Annotated in this window: 2 protein-coding genes; both read left to right on the top strand. The window is 71.6% G+C overall.

The annotated features are described in order from the left end of the window. The first annotated feature begins 16 nt into the window (after positions 1-16). On the top strand, positions 17-19,195 hold the full coding sequence (locus tag OIE74_RS34745; RefSeq protein ID WP_329390878.1) for a type I polyketide synthase: 19,179 nt from the start codon (positions 17-19) through the stop codon (positions 19,193-19,195). A gap of 37 nt (positions 19,196-19,232) precedes the next feature. Continuing rightward, a complete protein-coding gene (locus OIE74_RS34740) occupies positions 19,233-22,364 on the top strand; it encodes a type I polyketide synthase (protein ID WP_329390875.1) in 3,132 nt (1,043 codons plus the stop codon). Positions 22,365-22,490 lie beyond the last annotated feature (126 nt).

Below are 22,490 nucleotides of genomic sequence, written 5' to 3'. Positions count from 1 at the left end.
GTTTTCGAAGCGCGCGATGAGGGAGGCACTCGCCATCATGTCGAGTGATCTTGTTCACGGTACGGATGCAATCGCTATCACCGGCATGTCATGCCGCCTCCCCCAGGCACCCGACGCCAGCGCCTTCTGGGAGCTGCTGCGGTCGGGCCGGAGTGCGATCGGCGAGGTACCACAGGACCGTTGGAACCCGGACGAGGTGCTGCCGGACTCGCCTGAGCGGCACCGCGCCGCGCTGCGTCACGGCGGGTTCCTCGACCGCGTGGACCAGTTCGACGCGGCGTTCTTCGGGATATCGCCGCGCGAGGCCGTGGCGATCGACCCCCAGCAGCGGCTCTTCGCCGAGCTGGCCTGGGAGGCCCTGGAGGACGCGGGCATCGTCCCGGAGACGCTGCGGTCCACCGCGACCGCCGTCATCGTCGGCGCGATAGCCGGTGACTACGCGGCGCTGGCCCACCGGGGCGGCGCGATCACCCAGCACTCGCTGCCGGGTCTGAACCGCGGCGTCATCGCCAACCGCGTGTCGTACGCGCTGGGCCTCAACGGCCCGAGCATGGCGGTCGATTCGGCCCAGTCGTCGTCGCTCGTGGCGGTGCACCTGGCGGTCGAGAGCCTGCGCAAGGGCGAGGCCACCCTGGCCCTGGCGGGCGGTGTGGCGCTGAACTTCGCGCCCGAGAGCGCCGAAGTCGCCGGGATGTTCGGCGGGTTGTCGCCCGACGGACGCTGCTTCACCTTCGACGCGCGGGCCAACGGCTACGTACGCGGTGAGGGCGGCGGCGTCGTCGTACTGAAGCGGCTCGCTGACGCGGTGCGCGACGGCGACACGGTCTACGGCGTCATCCGCGGCAGCGCGGTCAACAACGACGGCTCCACCGACGGACTCACCGTGCCCAGCGCCGAGGCGCAGGCGACGGTGCTGCGCCAGGCGTGCGAGGACGCGGGTGTGGACCCGGCCGAGGTCCGTTACGTGGAACTCCACGGCACGGGCACCCCGACCGGCGACCCGCTGGAGGCGGCCGGCATCGGCGCCACGTACGGCACCGCGCGCCCCGCGGGCGAACCCGTTCTCGTCGGCTCGGCCAAGACCAACGTCGGGCACCTGGAAGGCGCGGCGGGCATCGTCGGTCTGATCAAGACGGCGCTGAGCATCCGGCACCGGGAGATCCCGGCGAGCCTCAACTACGAGACGCCGAACCCGCGTATCGATCCCGACGCACTCAATCTGCGTGTCCAGACCGCGTCCGGCCCCTGGCCGGACGCGCCTCTGCTTGCCGGTGTGAGCTCCTTCGGCGTGGGCGGTACGAACTGCCACGTCGTCCTCGCCGAGGCGCCCGAGCCTGCCGTTCCCGAGGCCGCGCCGCAGGGCGACGAGCCGAAGTTGGAGCTGGCCCCGTGGCTGGTCTCCGGGCGTACGGAGGCCGCTCTGCGCGCCCAGGCCGGGCGGCTGCTGGAGCGGCGGACCGGGGACGCGGACGCGTTCGACATCGGCCGGTCGCTGGCCGGTACCCGTACCCACTTCGAGCACCGCGCCGTCGCCCTCGGGCTCGACCACGACGCCCAGTTGGCGGCGTTGAAGTCCGGCGCCGAGGTGCCGGGGCTCGTCACCGGGGTGACCGGTGAGCACGGGAAGACCGCGCTGGTCTTCCCGGGGCAGGGCTCGCAGTGGGAAGGCATGGCACGCGAGCTGATGCGCACGTCGGCGGTCTTCCGCGCGTCGATCGAGGCGTGCCACGAAGCCCTCGCCCCGTACGTCGACTGGTCGCTGCTGGACACACTCACCGCCGAGTCCGGCGCGGCGGCCCTCGACCGCGCGGACGTCGTCCAGCCCGTGCTGTTCGCGGTGATGGTCTCGCTCGCCCGGGTGTGGGAGTCGCTGGGCGTACGGCCCGACGCGGTCATCGGTCACTCGCAGGGCGAGATCGCCGCGGCGCACATCGCGGGCGCGCTCGACCTGGCGGACGCCGCCAGGATCGTGGCCCTGCGCAGCCAGACGATCATGACGCTCTCGGGCACCGGGGCGATGGCGTCGGTGCCGCTGGCGGCCGACCGGGTCGCCGAGTACATCGAGCCCTTCGGCGACAGGCTGAGCGTCGCCGTGGTCAACGGGCCCACCACCACGGTCGTGGCCGGAACCCCTGACGCGGTCGCCGAGCTGCTGGCCCGCTGCGAGAGCGACGGGATTCGCGCGAAGGCCGTCTCCGCCGTGGACTTCGCCTCCCACTCGCCGCACATGGACGCCATCAAGGACCGGCTCCTTGAGCAGTTCGCCGGAGTGACGCCGCGTTCGTGCGACATCGCCTTCTACTCGACGGTGACCGCGGGCGCGATCGACACGGCCGGGCTCGACGCCGATTACTGGTTCTCCAACCTCCGCCGGCCCGTTCTCTTCGAGTCGACCCTCCGGGCCATGGCCGAGGACGGCTTCGGCACGTTCGTGGAGTCGAGCCCGCACCCCGTCCTCACGGTCGGACTGCGTGCGACGCTGCCGGACGCGGTGGTCGTGGACTCGCTGCGCCGCAACGAGACTCCGTGGCCGCAGCTGCTGACTTCGCTGGCGGAGCTGCACGTTCGCGGTCTGCCCGTGGACTGGTCCGCCGTCTTCGCCGGTCGGGCGCCGGGCCGGGTGGCGCTGCCGACGTACGCGTTCCAGCGCGAGAGCTACTGGCCGGACGTCTCGACCGCGTTCGAGCCCGGCACACGTGGCACCGCCCAACTCCCGGAAGCGGCACGCGAGGAGACCCCCGCGGCGGCCGGCTCCTCGTGGTCGCAGCGGATCGCCGGACTGCCGGCCGACGAGCGCACCCGGGTGGCGCTGGAGCTGGTGCGGCTGCGTACGGCGATCGTGCTCGGCCATCTGAGCACGGACACGGTGGAGGTCGGCCAGGCCTTCCGTGAGCTGGGCATGGACTCCACAATGGCGGTCCAGCTCCGGCAGAACCTCGTGGACGTCACCGGTCTCGCGCTGCCGGAGACCGTCGTCTTCGACCACCCGAGCCCGTCGCGGCTGGCCCGGCGGCTGATCGAACTGGCCCTGGGCGACGACTCGTCGTCGGCCGCGTCCGTGCTGTCGCGGTCGGGTTCTGTGCTGGACGCCGACGACCCGATCGTGATCGTCGGCATGGCCTGCCGCTACCCCGGCGGCGCCGGCACCCCGGACGAGCTGTGGCGGCTCGTGGACAACGGTGTGAGCGCGATCTCGGGCTTCCCCACCGACCGTGGCTGGGATCTGGAAGCCCTGTACGACCCCGAGCCCGGGGTGCGCGGCAAGACGTACACGCGGCACGGCGGATTCCTCGACGAGGCCGCCGAGTTCGACACCGAGTTCTTCGGCATCAGCCCGCGCGAGGCCACGGCGATGGACCCGCAGCAGCGGGTGCTCCTCCAGGTCACCTGGGAGGCGCTGGAGCGCGCCGGGATCGACCCGGACGGTCTGCAGGGCAGCAGCACCGGTGTGTTCGTGGGCGCGATGTCGCAGGAGTACGGCCCCCGGCTGCACGAGGGCGACGACGGTCTCGGCGGATATCTGCTCACCGGCAACACCGCGAGTGTCGTCTCCGGGCGTATCTCGTACACCTTCGGCCTTGAGGGTCCGGCGGTCACGGTCGACACGGCGTGCTCGTCGTCGCTCGTCGCGATGCACCAGGCGGCGCAGGCGCTGCGCGCCGGTGACTGCTCGCTGGCCCTGGCGGGCGGCGTCGCGGTCATGGCGACCCCCGGCATGTTCGTGGAGTTCGGTCAGCAGCGCGGGCTTGCGCCCGACGGCCGGTGCAAGTCGTTCGCGGGCGCCGCCGACGGCACGATCTGGGCCGAGGGCGCGGGCATGGTCCTGCTGGAGCGTCTGTCGGACGCGAAGGCCAACGGACACACGGTCCTCGCGGTCATCCGCGGCTCCGCGGTCAACCAGGACGGCGCCAGCAACGGTCTGACCGCTCCGAACGGTCCGTCCCAGCAGCGGGTCATCAACGCGGCGCTGGCCGGCGCGGGGCTGACCGGCGACCAGGTCGACGCGGTCGAGGCCCATGGCACGGGAACGCCGCTCGGTGACCCGATCGAGGCCCAGGCGCTTCTCGCCACGTACGGCCAGAACCGTGAAGAGCCCCTGTGGCTGGGGTCGTTGAAGTCCAACATCGGGCACACGCAGGCCGCCGCCGGTATCGGCGGAGTCATCAAGATGATCCAGGCCATGCGCCACGGCACCCTGCCGCGGACCATCAACGTCGACGAGCCCAGCCCGCACATCGACTGGACGTCCGGCAACGTACAGCTCCTCACCGAGGCGCGTGCCTGGCCCGAGACGGATCATCCCCGCCGGGCCGCCGTCTCCTCCTTCGGCATCAGCGGCACCAACGCCCACCTGATCATCGAGCAGCCCCCGGTCACACCGGAGCCCGCCGAGGACGAGCAGGAGCAGGACGCGCCCCAGGCGGGCCTCGTGCCGTGGTTCCTGTCCGCCAAGACGGAACAGTCTCTCCGTGACCAGGCGCGGCAGTTGCTCGACCACGTGACCGCGCAGCCCGATCTCCACCCCGCGCACATCGGTCAGGCGCTCACTTCCACCCGCGCGCGTTTCCAGCACCGGGCCGTGGTGATCGGTGAGGGCCGCGACGAACTCCTCGCGGGTCTGCGCTCGTTGAGCAACGGTGAGACCTCCCGCGAGGTCGTCACCGGAACGGCGCGGGAAGGCACGACCGCCTTCCTGTTCACCGGGCAGGGCTCGCAGCGGGCCGGTATGGGCCGGGAGTTGTACGACACGTACCCGGTGTTCCGGGACACGTTCGACGAGGTCTGCGCCACCCTCGACCGGCATCTGGACGCCGAAGTACCGGTCAAGGACGTCGTGTTCGCGGACGACCCGGAACTGCTGAACCAGACCCGCTACACACAGTCCGCGCTCTTCGCCATCGAGACCGCGCTCTACCGCCTGGTCGAGTCCTTCGGGCTCACCCCGCACCACCTGGCCGGCCACTCCATCGGTGAGATCACCGCCGCACACGTAGCCGGCATCTTCACCCTCAACGACGCGTGCCGACTCGTCGCCGCCCGTGGGTCGTTGATGCAGGCCCTGCCCGCCAACGGCGCCATGATCTCGCTCCGCACCACCGAGGAACAGGTACTCCCACTCCTCGAAGGCCACGAACACCACGTCACCATCGCCGCCGTCAACGGCCCCAACTCGATCGTCATCTCCGGCGACGAAAAGGCCGCCACCCAGATCGCCGACTCCCTCGCCAAGACCGGGGTCAAGACGAAGCGGCTGACGGTCTCCCACGCCTTCCACTCACCCCACATGGACCCCATGCTGGACGAGTTCGAACGCGTCGCCGCCGACCTGACGTACCACACCCCGCTGATTCCGGTCGTCTCCGCCGTCACCGGCGAACTCGCCGATCACCACATCACCACCGCGCGGTACTGGGTCCAGCACGTCCGCGACGCCGTACGCTTCGCCGACACCATCCGCACCCTCGACGGGCTCGGCACCCGCCACTACCTCGAACTCGGACCCGACCCGGTTCTCACCACTCTGGTCAACGAGACCCTCACCAAGTCCCGTAACAGCACCAGCCCCGTGGCCGTCCTCCGCAAGGGACACTCCGAGGCCACCACGCTCCTCACCGCCCTCGCCACCGCGCACGCGGCCGGCGCCCCCGCGAACCTCACCACCCATCTCCCGAGCGCCGACAGCCACCCCGACCTCCCCACGTACCCCTTCCAGCGCCAGCGCTACTGGCTCACGGCCACGGCCGCCACAGGGGACGTGAGTTCGGCGGGACTGACCGCCACCGGGCACCCGGTGCTCACCACCGCCGCCGAGCTGCCCGACCCGGGCGGCCTCCTGCTGACCGGCCGGGTCAACGCCTCCGCGCCTCCGTGGGCTGCCGACCACGCCGTCTTCGGCACCCCGGTCATGCCGGGTGTCGCCTTCGTCGACATGCTGCTGCACGCCGCGGCCCTGGTGGGACGCCCCCGTATCGAGGAGCTCACCCACCATGTCTTCCTGGCTCTGCCGGAGCACGGCGCCCTTCAGCTGAGGGTCGTCGTCCGGCCGGCGGACGACTCCGGGCGCCGGAGCTTCGCCGTCCACTCGCGGCCCGAGGACGCCCCGCTGGGCGCCGACTGGACCTGCCACGCCACCGGTGCGCTCGGCACGGCCCCCGCCGTACCGCCGGCCATCCCGGCGGCGGACGCGGTCTGGCCCCCGGCCTCCGCCGAGGCGCTGGACACCGACGGCTTCTACCGGCACGTCGCCGAGGCCGGATTCGGTTACGCCGGGGTCTTCCAGGGGCTCGGCGCCGCCTGGGAGGACGGCGACACGCTGTACGCCGAGGTGGCCCTGCCCGCGGGGACCGCCCCTGGCTCGTACGGCGTCCACCCCGGTCTGCTCGACTCCGCGCTCCACCCGATCGCGCTGGCCTCGACCCGGACGGACGGCACGCTCCTGGTGCCGTTCTCCTGGAGCGGTGTGGCCCTCCACGCCAACGGCGCCCGTGCCCTGCGGGTCCAGCTCGTACGCACGACGCCCGAGACGGTCGCCCTGACGGTGACGGACCCGTCCGGTGCGCCGGTCCTGACGGTGGACTCGCTCGCCATGCGCGGGGTCAGCTCCGAGCAGCTCGAAGCTGCCAGGCCCGACCGCGACGGCGCGCTCCACGAGGTCGCCTGGCGCGCGGTACCCGCGCCGCCGCGCGCGGCGGCGCGCCCCGACGGCGCCGGCTGGGCCGTGGTGGGAGACACCCGTAATCCGCGGGTCGCCGCTGTGCTGGCGGCGCTCGGTTCCGCGGCCGATTCGTACCCGGACGCCGATGCGCTGCGCGCTTCGCTGCGGGCCGGCGCGGCCCGGCCGTCGACGGTCGTCGCCCGCTTCACCGCCGACGGCGCCGAACCGGTCGAGGCGGCACACGCACAGACCCGCAAGGCCCTTGACCTGCTCCAGGCGGTCCTGGCCGACGGAGCGCCGGACTCGCGTCTGGTGGTCCTCACCGAGAACGCGCGGTCCACCGGGACCGGCGACGCGTCGGCCGACCTCGCCGGAGCGGCGGTCTGGGGTCTGATCCGGTCGTCCCAGTCCGAGCACCCGGACCGGTTCACGCTCGTCGACGTCGACGGCTCGCGGGCCTCCGACGAGGCAATCGTGGCCGCCCTCTCCACCGGAGAGCGCCAACTGGCCCTGCGCGAGGGGCGGTTCTTCGTGCCGCGCCTCGCCCGTCTGACGCCGGGCGCGATTCCCGCGACGTTCGACGCGCGGCGCACCGTACTCATCACCGGCGGCACCGGCGCCCTCGGCTCGATCCTCGCCCGGCACCTGGTCACCCGGCACGGCGTCAGGAAGCTGCTGCTGACGAGCCGGAGCGGCCGTACGGACAGCGCGCTCACCGCGGAGCTGGCCGGACTCGGCGCCGAGGTCACGGTCGCCGCCTGCGACGCGGCCGACCGGCAGTCGCTCGAAGCGCTGCTCGCGGGGCTGCCCGCGGAGCACCCGCTGGGTGCGGTGGTCCACTGCGCCGGTGTCCTGGACGACGGTGTGGTCACGGAACTCACCCCGGACCGGCTGGACGCGGTACTCCGCCCGAAGGTCGAGGGCGCGTGGAACCTGCACGAGCTGACCCAGGACCTGGACCTGGACGCCTTCGTCATGTTCTCGTCGGTGGTCGGTGTCCTGGGCTCCCCCGGACAGGCCAACTACGCCGCCGCCAACTCCTTCCTGGACCAGCTCGCCGAACACCGCCGGTCCGCCGGACTCCCCGCGAAGTCCCTCGCCTGGGGCCTGTGGGAAGCCGGTATGGCCGACACCCTGGACGAGCAGGACCGGGCGCGTATGAACCGCGGCGGACTGGCGCCGATGCCCACCGAGCGGGCGCTCGGGCTCTTCGACTCGGCCCTCGCGACGGCGCGAGCCGTGCTCGTGCCCGCCGGGGTCGATGTCTCCGGCGCACGCTCGCAGCGGGCCTCGATGCTGTCCCCGCTGCTCGCCGAACTGCTTCCGGCCCAGGCACCGCCCGCCGAGCGCGGCGGTGAGGAGGTGGACGAGTCCTCGCTGCGCCGGCAGCTGGCCGGCCGGTCCGAGGACGAGCAGCGCGAACTCCTCCTGGAGGTCCTGCGCAAGCACGTCGCGGCCGTCCTGGGCCACAGCTCGCCGCTGGTCATCGACCCCGAGAGCTCGTTCAAGGACCTCGGCTTCGACTCGCTCGCCGGTATCGAACTCCTCATGGTGCTCGGCGAGTCGCTGGGACTGCACCTGCCGTCCACGATGCTGTTCGACCACCCGACGCCCGAGGCGCTGATCACGCACCTCAGGGACGAACTGGTCGACGACGAGGCCGTGTTGCCGCAGGACGCGGTGGAGACCGCCGTCGTACCGGTGGTCCCGCGTGACGACGACGACCCGATCGCCGTGGTCGGTATGGGCTGCCGCTACCCCGGTGGCGCCACCACGCCGGACGAGCTGTGGCGGCTGGTCACCGAGGGGGTGGACGCCATCGGCTCCTTCCCCGTCAACCGCGGCTGGGATCTTGAGGAGTTGTTCGACCCGGACCCCGACGTGCGCGGAAGGACCTATGCCCGTACGGGTGGGTTCCTGTACGACGCCGACCGGTTCGACCCCGAGTTCTTCGGGATCAGCCCCCGTGAGGCTCTCGCGCTCGACCCGCAGCAGCGGCTCCTCCTGGAGACGACGTGGGAGACGTTCGAGAACGCGGGTATCCGCCCCGACGCCCTGCGCGGCAAGCCCGTCGGTGTCTTCGCCGGTGTCGTCACCCAGGAGTACGGCTCCCTCGTCCACAAGGGCAGCGAGCCTGTCGACGGGTTCCTGCTGACGGGTACGACGGCGAGTGTCGCCTCCGGGCGAGTCGCCTACACGCTGGGTCTGGAAGGCCCGGCGGTCACCGTCGACACGGCGTGCTCGTCGTCGCTCGTCGCGATGCACCTGGCGTGCCAGTCGCTGCGGAACGGCGAGTCCACGATGGCTCTCGCCGGTGGCGCGACGGTCATGGCCAACCCGGGCATGTTCCTGGAGTTCAGCCGCCAGCGCGGGCTTGCGCCCGACGGCCGGTGCAAGTCGTTCGCCGGTGCCGCCGACGGCACCATCTGGGCCGAGGGCGCTGGCATGGTGCTCCTTGAGCGTCTGTCGGACGCGAAGGCCAACGGACACACGGTGCTCGCCGTGATCCGCGGCTCCGCGGTCAACCAGGACGGCGCGAGCAACGGTCTGACCGCCCCGAACGGTCCCTCTCAGCAGCGCGTCATCAAGGCCGCGCTCACCGGCGCGGGTCTGACCGCCGACCAGGTCGACGCGGTCGAGGCCCACGGCACCGGAACGCCGCTGGGCGACCCGATCGAGGCCCAGGCGCTTCTTGCCACGTACGGCCAGAACCGTGAAGAGCCGCTCTGGCTCGGTTCGTTGAAGTCCAACATCGGCCATGCCCAGGCCGCCGCCGGTATCGGCGGAGTCATCAAGATGATCCAGGCCATGCGCCACGGCACCCTGCCGCGGACGCTCCACGTGGACGAGCCCAGCCCGCACATCGACTGGGAGTCGGGCAATGTGCGGCTTCTGACCGAGGCCCGCGACTGGCCGGAGACCGGCCAGCCGCGCCGCTCCGCCGTCTCCTCCTTCGGCATCAGCGGCACCAACGCCCATGTCATCCTCGAACAGGCCCCGGTCACACCGGAGTCCACCGAGGACGACCAGGAGCAGGACGGCCCCCAGGCCGCCCTCATCCCGTGGCTTCTCTCCGCCAAGACGGAGCAGGCTCTCCGCGACCAGGCGCAGCAGCTGCGTACGTACCTCGAACTCAACCCCGAGGTGCGCCCGGACCGGGTCGCCCACGCACTCGCCACCACCCGGGCCCAGTTCCCGTACCGGGCCGTGGTGTTCGGCAACGAGCACGAGGCGTTCGACCGCGTGCTGGGCGCGCTCACCCTCGGTGAGCCGTCCCCGGCGCTGGTCCGTGGCACGCCTCACCCCGGCAAGACCGCGTTCCTCTTCACGGGACAGGGCGCGCAACGGCCCGGTATGGGCCGGGAGTTGTACGACACGTACCCGGTCTTCCGGGACACGTTCGACGAGGTCTGCACCACCCTCGACCAGCACCTGAACGCCGAAGTACCGGTCAAGGACGTCGTCTTCGCCGACGATCCCACCCTGCTCAACCAGACCCGCTACACACAGTCCGCGCTCTTCGCCATCGAGACCGCGCTCTACCGTCTGGTCGAGTCGTTCGGCGTGACGCCGCAGTACCTGGCCGGCCACTCGATCGGTGAGATCGCAGCCGCGCACGTCGCGGGCATCTTCTCCCTCGATGACGCGTGCCGACTCGTCGCCGCCCGTGGGTCGTTGATGCAGGCCCTGCCCGCCAACGGCGCCATGATCTCGCTCCGCGCCACCGAGGGACAGATCGTTCCCCTCCTCGAAGGCCATGAGGACGAGGTCACGATCGCGGCAGTGAACGGGCCCAGCTCGATCGTCATCTCGGGTGACGAAGAGGCCGCCACTCGGATCGCCGACTCGCTCGCCGAGACCGGGGTCAAGACACGGCGGCTGACGGTCTCCCACGCGTTCCACTCGCCCCACATGGAGCCCATGCTGGACGAGTTCGAACTCGTCGCGGGGGAGCTGATCTACCACACCCCGACGATCCCGATCGTCTCCGCCCTCAGCGGCGAGCTGGCCGATCACTACATCACCACCCCGCAGTACTGGGTCCAGCACGTCAGGGAGGCCGTCCGCTTCGCCGACGCGATCACGACCCTCGACCGGCTCGGGACCCGGCACTACCTCGAACTCGGCCCCGACCCCGTCCTGACCGCCATGGCGCAGGACTCCGTGCCGGACGACGTCGACGCCGTCCATGTCGCCACCCTGCACCGCGACCGGGACGAGAACCAGAGCTTCCTCACCGCTCTGGCCGCCGCACACGCCAACGGCACGCAGGTCCGCTGGACCCCCGTGATCGGCGAGGGTCCGGCCCCCGCCCCGGGCCTGCCCACCTACCCCTTCCAGCGCCAGCACTACTGGCTGGAGCCGGCGAAGCCCACCTCGGGCGCCGACGGTCTGGGGCTGACGGCCACCAGTCACCCTGTGCTGACCACGCTGGCCGAACTCCCGGACGGCGGCGGACACTTGTTCACCGGCCGTGTCTCCGGGAACGACCCGGACTGGGTGGCTGAGCACATCATCTTCGGGACGATGATCGTCCCCGGTGTGGCCTTCGTGGACCTCCTGCTCCACGCGGCACGCCATGTGGACTGCGAGCACATCGAGGAACTGACCCACCATGTGTTCCTCGCCGTGCCGGAGCGCGCCGCCCTCCAGCTGAGGCTTCTCGTCGAGCCGGCGGACAACTCGGGTCACCGGTCGTTCGCGTTCTACTCCCGGCCGGAGGACGTTCCGGTCGAGACCGACTGGACCCTCCACGCCACGGGTGTGCTGGGGGCCGAACGCAGGGAAGTCCCCGCGGGTGCGGACTCGCTCAGGAACGAGGTCTGGCCGCCGGAGATCACGGACACCATGGAGGAGATGGACGTGGCGGAGTTCTACCGCCGCGTCACGGACGGGGGCTTCGGCTACGGGCCGCTGTTCCGCGGGCTCAAGAAGGCCTGGCAGGACGGCGACACGACGTACGCGGAAGTCTCCCTGCCCACCGGATCGGATCCCGGTGACTACGGCATCCACCCGGGTCTGCTCGACTCGGCCCTCCAGCCGGCCGCGCTGATCATGGGCGAGACCGAGGCGGACGACTCGATCCGGGTGCCGTTCTCCTGGGCCGGTGTGTCCCTCCACGCGACGGGGGCCGGCTCGCTGCGGATCCGTCACACCTGGACCACACCCGACACCGCGTCACTGGTCATCGCCGACCAGACGGGGACGCCGGTCATGACGATCGACTCCCTCGCGATGCGGACGGTCGGCGCCGACCAGCTCGCCGCCACCCGTGCGGCGGACGCCGGAGAGCTCTACAAGGTCGACTGGACCGACGTCCAGGCGGTCGAGGACAAGACACAGAGCGCCGGCGCCAAGTGGGCCGTGGTCGCCGATCCGGGCAACGCCCAGGTCACCGGGGCACTCTCGCCGCTCGGCGCGGCGGTCGAGGTGGCGCCCGACGCCATCACGCTTCCGACGACGCCCGGGGACGACACCAGCAGGCCGGACGTGGTCTTCACCTGGTGCGTCTCCGAGCCCGGCGCCGACCCGGCGCGGACCGCCCGCTCTTTCACGCACCGCGTACTCGGCCTCGTCCAGACGATCCTGGCCGACGAACGGCCGGACTCCCGGCTGGTGGTCCTCACCAAGGGCGCGATGTCCACGGGGACCGGCGGCCGGACCGACCTGGCCGGAGCGGCGGTCTGGGGACTGATCCGCACCGCGCAGACGGAACACCCCGACCGGTTCACCCTGATCGACCTCGACGGTTCGGATTCGTCCCTGCGGGCCCTTTCGGCCGCTCTCGCCACCGACGAGCCCCAACTGGCCGTGCGCGACGGCCGGCTTCTCGCCCCTCGCCTCGCCCGTGCCGGCGCGAACTCCGCCGGCTCCGACGCCACGTCCGACTCCGCGCCGACCGCGTCCACGGCGCCGTTCGACCCGGAGAAGACGGTCCTCATCACCGGCGGCACCGGCGCGCTGGGCACGCTCCTCGCCCGGCACCTGGTCACCGAACACGGTGTGAAGAAGCTGCTGCTCACGAGCAGGCGCGGACGTACGGCAGGCAGCACGATCACCGAAGAGCTGGCCGAACTCGGCGCCGAGGTCACGATCGCGGCCTGCGACACGGCCGACCGGGAGTCGCTGGAGACACTGCTGGCGAGCCTGCCCGACGAGCACCCGCTCGGCGCGGTGGTCCACTGCGCCGGCACTCTGGACGACGGCATCGTCACGGCGCTGACCCCGGAGCGGCTGGACGGGGTGCTCCGCCCGAAGGTGGACGGCGCGTGGAACCTGCACGAGCTGACCCGCGACCTGGAGCTGAACGCCTTCGTCATGTTCTCGTCGGTGGTCGGAGTCCTGGGCTCTCCCGGACAGTCCAACTACGCGGCGGCGAACGTCTTCCTCGATGAACTCGCCGAGCACCGCCGGTCCGCCGGACTCCCCGCCAAGTCCCTCGCGTGGGGCCTGTGGGAGAGCGGTATGGCCGACACCCTCGATGAGCAGGACCAGGCGCGCATGAACCGCGGCGGCCTGCTGCCGATGCCCGCCGACCAGGCACTCGGGCACTTCGACGCGGCGCTCGAAGCCGATCAGGTCGTGGTCGTCCCGGCCAAGCTCGACCTGGCCGGGCTGCGGGCCCGCGCCGCGACGACCCCCGTCGCGCCGGTCTTCCGGGGCCTGGTCCGTACGCCGCTGCGCAGCGCCGCCCAGTCGGCGGGCGCCGGGGCGGAGGTCGGAGCCCTCGGGCAGGCGATCGCCGGCCGTCCGGAGGCCGAGCAGGACAAGATCATCCTTGACTTCCTGCGCAACCACGTGGCCACCGTCCTCGGACATGGATCGCCCAACTCGATCGACCCGGTGCACTCGTTCAAGGAGCTCGGGTTCGACTCGCTCAGCTCGGTGGAGTTGCGCAACTCGCTCAACAAGGCGTCCGGGATGCGACTCCCGTCCACGCTGCTCTTCGACTACCCCACCCCCACGGTGCTGGCCGGCTACATCCGGAGCCAGCTCGTGGGCAGCGGGCAGGCCGAGGCGGGCACGCAGGTGGCGCGCCGCACCACCCGAAGCGCGTCGTCGCGGAGCGACGCGGCCGACCCGATCGTGATCGTGGGTATGGGCTGCCGCTTCCCCGGCGCGGACACGCCCGAGGCCCTGTGGCAGCTGGTCGTGGACGAGCGTGACGCCGTGGGTGCCTTCCCGGACAACCGTGGCTGGGACATCGAGAACCTCTTCGACGCCGACCCGGACGTACGCGGGAAGTCGTACGCCAGTGAGGGCGGGTTCCTGTACGACGCCGACCGGTTCGACCCCGAGTTCTTCGGGATCAGCCCCCGTGAGGCTCTCGCGCTCGACCCGCAGCAGCGGCTGCTGCTTGAGACGACGTGGGAGACGTTCGAGAACGCGGGCATCCGCCCCGACGCCCTGCGCGGAAAGCCGGTCGGCGTCTTCGCCGGTGTCGCGGCCGCGGAGTACGTCTCGCTCACCCACCAGGGTGCCGAACCGGTCGAGGGTTACCTGCTGACGGGTACGACGTCGAGCGTGGCCTCGGGACGTATCTCGTACACGCTGGGTCTGGAAGGCCCGGCCGTCACCGTCGACACCGCGTGCTCGTCGTCGCTCGTCGCGATGCACCTGGCCTGCCAGTCGCTGCGGAACGGCGAATCGACCATGGCCCTGGCCGGTGGCGCCACGATCATGGCCAACCCCGGCATGTTCATGGAGTTCAGCCGCCAGCGCGGGCTTGCGCCCGACAGCCGCGCCAAGTCGTACGCGGGCGCCGCCGACGGCACCATCTGGGCCGAGGGCGCGGGCATGGTCCTGCTGGAGCGTCTGTCGGACGCCAAGGCCAACGGACACACGGTCCTCGCCGTCATCCGCGGCTCCGCCGTCAACCAGGACGGCGCCAGCAACGGTCTCACCGCCCCGAACGGTCCGTCCCAGCAGCGGGTCATCAACGCCGCTCTCGCCGGCGCCGGGCTCAGCCCCGACCAGGTCGACGCGGTCGAAGGACACGGCACCGGAACGCCGCTCGGTGACCCCATCGAGGCCCAGGCGCTTCTCGCCACCTACGGCCAGAACCGTGAAGAGCCCCTGTGGCTCGGTTCGTTGAAGTCCAACATCGGGCACGCCCAGGCCGCCGCCGGTATCGGCGGAGTCATCAAGATGATCCAGGCCATGCGCCACGGGACACTCCCCCGGACGCTCCACGTGGACGAGCCGAGCCCCCAGATCGACTGGGAGTCGGGCAATGTGCAGCTCCTCACGGAGGCGCGCGCCTGGCCCGAGACCGACCACCCGCGCCGCTCGGCCGTCTCCTCCTTCGGCATCAGCGGCACCAACGCCCACCTCATCCTTGAGGAAGCGCCCACCGCGACCCACCCGGAGCCGGTGCGTGACACCGAGCCGACGGTCGGCACGGTGCCCTGGTTCCTGTCCGCCAAGACCGAACAGGCGCTCCGCGACCAGGCGCTCCAGTTGAGCGAGTACCTCGAAAGCGACACCGAGGCACGCCCGGACCAGGTCGCCCACGCGCTCGCCTCGACACGGTCCCAGTTCCAGCACCGTGCGGTGGTCGTCGGTGACGGTCGTGACGAACTCCTCGCGGGTCTGCGCTCGTTGAGCGACGGCGAGACCTCTCGCACCGTCGTCACCGGAACGGCACGCCCGGGGGGCACCGCGTTCCTCTTCACGGGACAGGGTGCGCAGCGGGCCGGTATGGGCCGGGAGTTGTACGACGCGTACCCGGTGTTCCGGGAGGCGTTCGACGAGGTGTGCACCACGCTCGACCGGCATCTGGACGCCGAAGTACCCGTCAAGGACGTCGTGTTCGCGGACGACCCGGAGCTGCTGAACCAGACCCGGTACACACAGTCCGCGCTCTTCGCCATCGAGACCGCGCTGTACAGACTGGTGGAATCGTTCGGCGTCACACCGCACCACCTGGCCGGGCACTCCATCGGTGAGATCGCAGCCGCCCATGTCGCGGGCATCTTCACCCTCAACGACGCCAGCCGACTCGTGGCGGCTCGTGGGTCACTCATGCAGGCCCTCCCGGGCAACGGCGCCATGATCTCGCTCCGCGCCACCGAGGAGCAGGTCCTCCCGCTCCTCGAAGGCCACGAGCACCACGTCACCATCGCCGCCGTCAACGGCCCCAACTCGATCGTCATCTCCGGCGACGAGGAAGCGGCCACCCAGATCGCCGCGACCCTCGCCGAAACCGGGGTCAAGACACGGCGCTTGACGGTGTCCCACGCGTTCCACTCCCCTCACATGGACCCCATGCTTGCGGAGTTCGAACGCGTCGCCGGGGACCTGACGTACCACACCCCGACCATCCCGGTCGTCTCCGCCGTCACCGGCGAGATCGCCGATCACCACATCACCACCGCGCGGTACTGGGTCCAGCACGTCCGCGACGCCGTACGCTTCGCCGACACCATCCGCACCCTCGACGGGCTCGGCACCCGCCACTACCTCGAACTCGGACCCGACCCCGTCCTCACCACTCTGGTCAACGAGACCCTCAGCGCCACCGACGGCACCCACACCGCCACACCCACGGCCGTACTGCGCAAGGGACACTCCGAGGCCGGCACGCTCCTCGCCGCCCTCGCCACCGCGCACACGGCCGGCGCCCCCGCCGACCTCACCGCTCATCTCCCGGCCCGCCAAACCCACCCGAACCTGCCCACCTACCCCTTCCAGCGCCAGCGCTACTGGCTGGACCAGGCAAGTCCCGCCGCCAAGGCCCAGAACAGCTCGGGGCATCCCCTCCTCACGGCGGCGATTCCGCTCCCCGACGGGGAAGGCGCGGTGTTCACCGGCCGGGTCTCGCTCAAGGCGCAGCCCTGGCTGCGGGACCACGTCGTGCACGGAACGGTCGTGCTGCCGGGTGTCGCCTTCGTGGATCTCCTGCTGCACGCCGGCGGGTACGTCGACTGCGACCAGATCGAAGAGCTCACGCACCACGCGTTCCTGGCCGTGCCCGAGCAGGGTGGCCGGGAGCTGCGAGTGACCGTGGGTGCCGCGGACGAGGGCGGGCGGCGACCGTTCTCCCTCTACTCCGCGCCGGAGAGCGAGGTCGCCGAGGAGTCGGCCGAGTGGACGCGCCACGCAAGTGGCTTCCTCACCGGGGCGGCGCCTGAGCCCGACTTCGATCTGACGGTGTGGCCGCCCGCCGAGGGCGAGGCCGTCGAGATGGAGGAGTTCTACCGCGGCTTCATCGGGCGCGGATACGACTACGGGCCGCTGTTCCAGGGCTTCAAGGCGGGCTGGCGGGTCGGCGAGACCCTCTACGCGGAGATCGCGCTGCCGGAGGGCACGGACCCCGAGGCGTACGGGATTCACCCCGCGCTCCTCGACTCGGCACTGCACCCGCTGATGCTGTTCTGGTACGGCTCGGACGCCGTGCGGCTGCCCTTCTCCTGGAGCGGTGTGGCTCTGCACGCCTTCGGCCCGTCCCGGCTGCGGGTGCGGCTGACCCGCTCCGAGCGGGATCTGATGTCGCTGGCCGTCGCCGATCCCACCGGCGCTCCTGTGCTGACCATCACGGGTCTGTCCATGCGTGAGGTGGCCTCCGACCAGGTCGCCGCCGCCCGTGCCCAGCAGAGCAACGCCCTGTACGAGATGGGCTGGAGCCCCCTCGCCGCGCCGGCGTCGGCCGACGCCGGACGGTGGGCCGGACTCGGCCTGACGGATCTGACCGCGGCGCTCCGCGAGGCCGGGACCGACGTGGTGGACCACTCCACTCTCGCCACGCTGAGCGGGCCCGCGTCGAACGGTGCCCGGCCGCCACGGATCGTGCTGGCCGGACCCGGCCGCTTCGACGGCGACGACCTGGCGGCGCACACCCACACCTCGGTGGACGAACTGGTCAAGCTGATCCGGGACTTCGTCTCGGACGACGCCCTCACCGACTCGCGGCTGGTGGTGGTGACCCGGAACGCGGTGGCCACGGCCGACGGCGAGCAGGTGCCCGACCCGGCCGGGACCGCGGTATGGGGTCTGATGCGGACGGCGGGGTCGGAGTATCCCGACCGGTTCGTGGTCGTCGACATCGACGGCTCGGACGCCACACTCGCCGCCCTCCCGGCGGCGCTCGCCACGGGAGAGCCGCAACTGGCCATCCGTGAGGGCGAGTTGCGCGTACCGCGACTGGTGCACGCGACGCTGCCCACGCAGGAGGACGGCGGGGACGCCGAAGTCACCGGTGCCGGGTTCGCCCCCGAGGGGACCGTACTCATCACCGGCGGCACCGGAACCCTCGGCGGCCTGCTCGCCCGGCACCTGGTCGAGCGGCACGGCGTACGTCATCTGCTCCTGACGAGCCGGCGTGGCCCGGCCGCGGACGGGGCGGCGGAGCTGACCGCGGAGCTGAAGGCGCTGGGCGCCGAGGTCAGCGTCGCTTCCTGCGACACGGCGGTCGCCGAGGAGGCGGCCGGGCTTCTGAAGTCGATTCCCGACACGCACCCGCTGACCGGTGTGTTCCACACGGCCGGTGTCCTCGACGACGCGGCGCTCGCCTCGCTGACGCCGGAGCGGCTGTCGGCGGTGATGCGGCCGAAGGTCGACGGGGCCTACCACCTGCACCAGCTGACCGAGACCATGGACCTGGCGGCGTTCGTCCTGTTCTCCTCCGCGGCCGGCGCGATCGGCAACCCCGGTCAGGCCAACTACGCGGCGGCGAACACCTTCCTGGACGGGCTCGCCTCCCACCGCCGGGGACGGGGCCTGCCGGCCCTCTCACTGGCCTGGGGCCTGTGGGCGCAGACCAGTGAGCTGACGGCGGGTCTGGACCCGGTCGGACGGGCGCGGCTTGACCGCGGCGGCATCGGCGCGATGCCCACGGCACAGGCGCTCGCCCTGCTCGATGTGGCGCTCGCCTCGGACCGGACGCTGCTGGTGCCCGCCAAGCTCAACCTCGCCCGGCTGGGCGACGGCGACGCCCCGGTCCCGCCGGTCCTGCACGGACTGGTCCGCCCCCGCGGGCGGCGTGCCGCGGCCCAGGACGGCGCCACGGCGCCGAACGCGCTGAGGCAGCGGCTCGCCTCCCAGGACGAGGCCGCGCAGTTGGACATCCTGCTCACCTACATCCACGGCCAGGTCGCCGCGGTCCTCGGCCACGGTTCGCCGGACGCCATCGACCCCGACAGCGGGTTCCTGGACATGGGGCTCGACTCGCTCACCACGGTCGAGTTCCGGAACAATCTCAACCAGGCCACCGGCCTGCGGCTGCCTCCCACGACGCTGTTCGACTACCCCACACCGGTTCAGCTCGCCACCATGCTCCGCGCGGAGCTGGCACCCGAGGGGACCGAGAGCACCCCGGACGAGGTCCCGCAGGCGCTGGTCGCCGAGCTGGACAGGCTGGAGGGCAGTCTCGGGACCGTGGCGCCCGGCGCCCGTACCGCGGTCGTGGCACGGATGCAGGCTCTCCTGCAGAAGCTGGACGGCCTGGACGACGCCGAACGGCAGGGAACGAACGTCGCGATCGAGAGCGCGACGGACGACGATCTCTTCGACTTCATCGACAACGAGCTGGGGCTCTCATGACTCGGCACACGACTCGGCAAAGGAGCGGCGTCGCATCATGAACGAGGACAAGCTGCGCGAGTACCTCAAGCGGGTGACCGCTGATCTTCAGCGGACCCGTCAGCGGCTGGCCGAGGTGGAGTCGCGGGACAGCGAGCCCATCGCGGTCGTGGGCATGGCCTGCCGGTTCCCCGGCGGGGCCGGTACGCCCGAGGAGCTGTGGGAGCTGGTCGCGGAGGGCCGGGACGCGGTCGGTCCGTTCCCGGACAACCGGGGCTGGGACCTGGAGGAGCTGTACGACGCCGATCCGAACGCGTCCGGGAAGACGTACGCCCGTGAGGGCGGCTTCATCTACGACGCGGACCGGTTCGACTCCGACTTCTTCGGCATCAGCCCGCGTGAGGCCCTGGCCCTCGACCCTCAGCAGCGGCTGCTGCTGGAGATCACGTGGGAGACCCTGGAGAGCGCCGGGCTGGCGCCGGCCGAGCTGCGTGGCAGCCGTACCGGGGTGTTCAGCGGGGTCTCCGGGCACGAGTACGCGTCGCTGATCCACCAGGGTCCCGAGGATGTCGAGGGTCACCTGCTGACCGGCAACACCCTCAGCGTGGCCTCCGGGCGGATCGCGTACACGCTCGGTCTGGAGGGCCCGGCGGTCACGGTCGACACGGCGTGTTCCTCCTCGCTGGTGGCCCTTCACCTGGCCTGCCAGTCGCTGCGGAACGGCGAGTCCAGCATGGCCCTGGCCAGTGGCGCCGCGGTGATGCCGACGCCGGGGATGTTCGTGGAGTTCAGCCGTCAGCGCGGGCTTGCGCCCGACGGCCGGTGCAAGTCGTTCGCGGGCGCCGCCGACGGCACGATCTGGGCCGAGGGCGCGGGTGTGGTGCTGCTGGAGCGTCTGTCGGACGCCGAGGCCAACGGGCACCGTGTGCTGGCCGTCATCCGTGGCTCGGCGGTCAACCAGGACGGCAAGAGCAGCCAGTTGAGCGCGCCCAACGGGCCGGCCCAGCAGCGGGTCATCCAGGCGGCGCTGGCCGTCGCGGGGCTGACCCCCGACCAGGTCGACGCGGTCGAGGGTCATGGCACGGGAACGCCCCTCGGTGACCCGATCGAGGCCCAGGCGCTTCTCGCCACGTACGGCCAGAGCCATGGGGCCGAACAGCCCCTGTGGCTGGGGTCGTTGAAGTCGAACATCGGGCACGCCCAGGCCGCCGCCGGCATCGGCGGGGTCATCAAGATGATCCAGGCCATGCGCCACGGGACGCTGCCCCGCACGCTCCACGTGGACGAGCCCAGTCCGCAGATCGACTGGACCACCGGCAACGTGCGGCTTCTGACCGAGGCGCGTGCCTGGCCGAAGACCGACCACCCGCGCCGCTCGGCCGTCTCCTCCTTCGGCATCAGCGGCACCAACGCCCACCTGATCCTTGAGGAAGCTCCCGCTCCGGCCGATCAGGCGCCCGGCACGACGCCGGAGGCCACCACGGTCCCCTGGCTCCTGTCGGCCAAGACCGAACAGGGCCTGCGCGACCAGGCGCAGCGCCTGGTCGACCATGTCACCGAGCACCCGGATCTGCGGCCCGCCGACATCGCGTACTCCCTGGTCGCCACGCGTACCACCTTCGAGCACCAGGCCGCCGTGGTCGGCGCCACCCGGGACGAGCTGGTCGAGAGTCTGCGGACGCTCGCTCAGGACTCCGGCGCCGCTTCCCTCCAGGGGCACTCCCGCTCGAAGAAGGTCGCCTTCCTCTTCACCGGCCAGGGTGCCCAGCACCCGGGCATGGGACGGGGGCTCTACGACGCGTACCCGGTCTTCCGGGAGGCGTTCGACGAGGTGTGCGCGAATCTGGACCGGCATCTGAAGGCCGAAGTCCCGGTCAAGGAGGTCGTCTTCGCCGACGACCCCACGCTGCTCAACCAGACCCGGTACACCCAGCCCGCCCTCTTCGCCTTCCAGACGGCCCTCACCCGGCTCCTGGCCGCCGACTTCGGCGTCACCCCGACGCATCTCATCGGTCATTCGATCGGTGAGATAGCCGCGGCCCACACGGCGGGGATCCTCTCCCTGGACGACGCCTGCCGGCTGGTCGCCGCGCGCGGCTCGCTGATGCAGGCCCTGCCCGGCGGCGGCGCCATGCTCGCCGTCGAGGCGACCGAGGAGGAGGTGGTCCCGCACCTCACCGAGCGGGTGGGCATCGCCGCCGTCAACGGCACCCGTTCCGTCGTCGTCTCCGGCGACGAGGAGGACGTCGACACCATCGGCCTGGAGTTCACGGCGCAGGGGCGGCGCACCCGCCGGCTGACCGTGAGCCATGCCTTTCACTCCCCGCACATGGATCCGATACTCGGGGACTTCCACGACATCGCCGGGACGCTCACGTACCACGCGCCCCGTATCCCCCTCGTCTCCACCGTGACCGGCCGTCCGGCGGGCTCCGAGATCATCGGCGCCGCCTACTGGACCGATCACATCCGCAACACCACCCGGTTCCTCGACGGGCTCAACCAGCTCCAGGAGCAGGGCATCACCACCTTCCTGGAGATCGGCCCGGACGGCGTACTCACCGCGCTCACCCGCTCGGCGCTGCCGAACGCCACCGCCGTACCGCTGCTGCGGCCGAACCTTCCCGAGCCCGCCACCCTCCTGGGCGGTCTCGTCCAGGCCCATGTGTGCGGTACGGCCGTCGACTGGAAAGGGTTCCTGGCGGGGCGCGGTGCCCGGGCGGTCAGCCTTCCCACGTACGCCTTCCAGCGCCGCCGCCACTGGCTGGAGGTGCCCGACCCGGCCGGCTCGGCCGCGGGTCTCGGCCTGGAGCCCGCCTCGCATCCGCTGCTGGCCACGGCCACCGAACTCCCGGACGGTACGCGCCTGTTCACCGGCCGGGTGACGCTGGCGGGCCACGCGTGGCTCGCCGACCACACCGTCATGGGGACCGTCATCCTCCCGGGCACAGCCTTCGTCGAACTCGCGCTGCACGCGGCGCGGACGGTGGGTCTGGACGAGATCGCGGAGCTCGTCCTGAACGCGCCCATCACCTTCGGGACGCAGTCAGCCGCTCTTGTCCAGGTGATCGTGGGACCTGACGACCGGTCGGCGGGCCGCTCGCTCGTCATCAGGTCACGCTCGGAGGAGGACCACTCCTGGACCGACAACGCGACGGGCACCCTGAGCGCCCTCACAGCGGTGGCCTGACCTCAAAGCCTGCGACCGGCAGCCGTCCACGATGCCCGAAAGGGCGTGGGCGGCTGCCGGTCTTTGTGTCGCGCTCAGGTCCTCCACCCCCGGGCACGAAAACGTCCTCCCTCCCCGCGAGCCGCG

The sequence above is a fragment of the Streptomyces sp. NBC_01716 genome (genome assembly GCF_036248275.1).
Classification (GTDB): domain Bacteria; phylum Actinomycetota; class Actinomycetes; order Streptomycetales; family Streptomycetaceae; genus Streptomyces.
The sequence above is the reverse complement of the archived record's forward strand: the minus strand, read 5'-3'. Positions and strand labels throughout refer to the sequence as shown.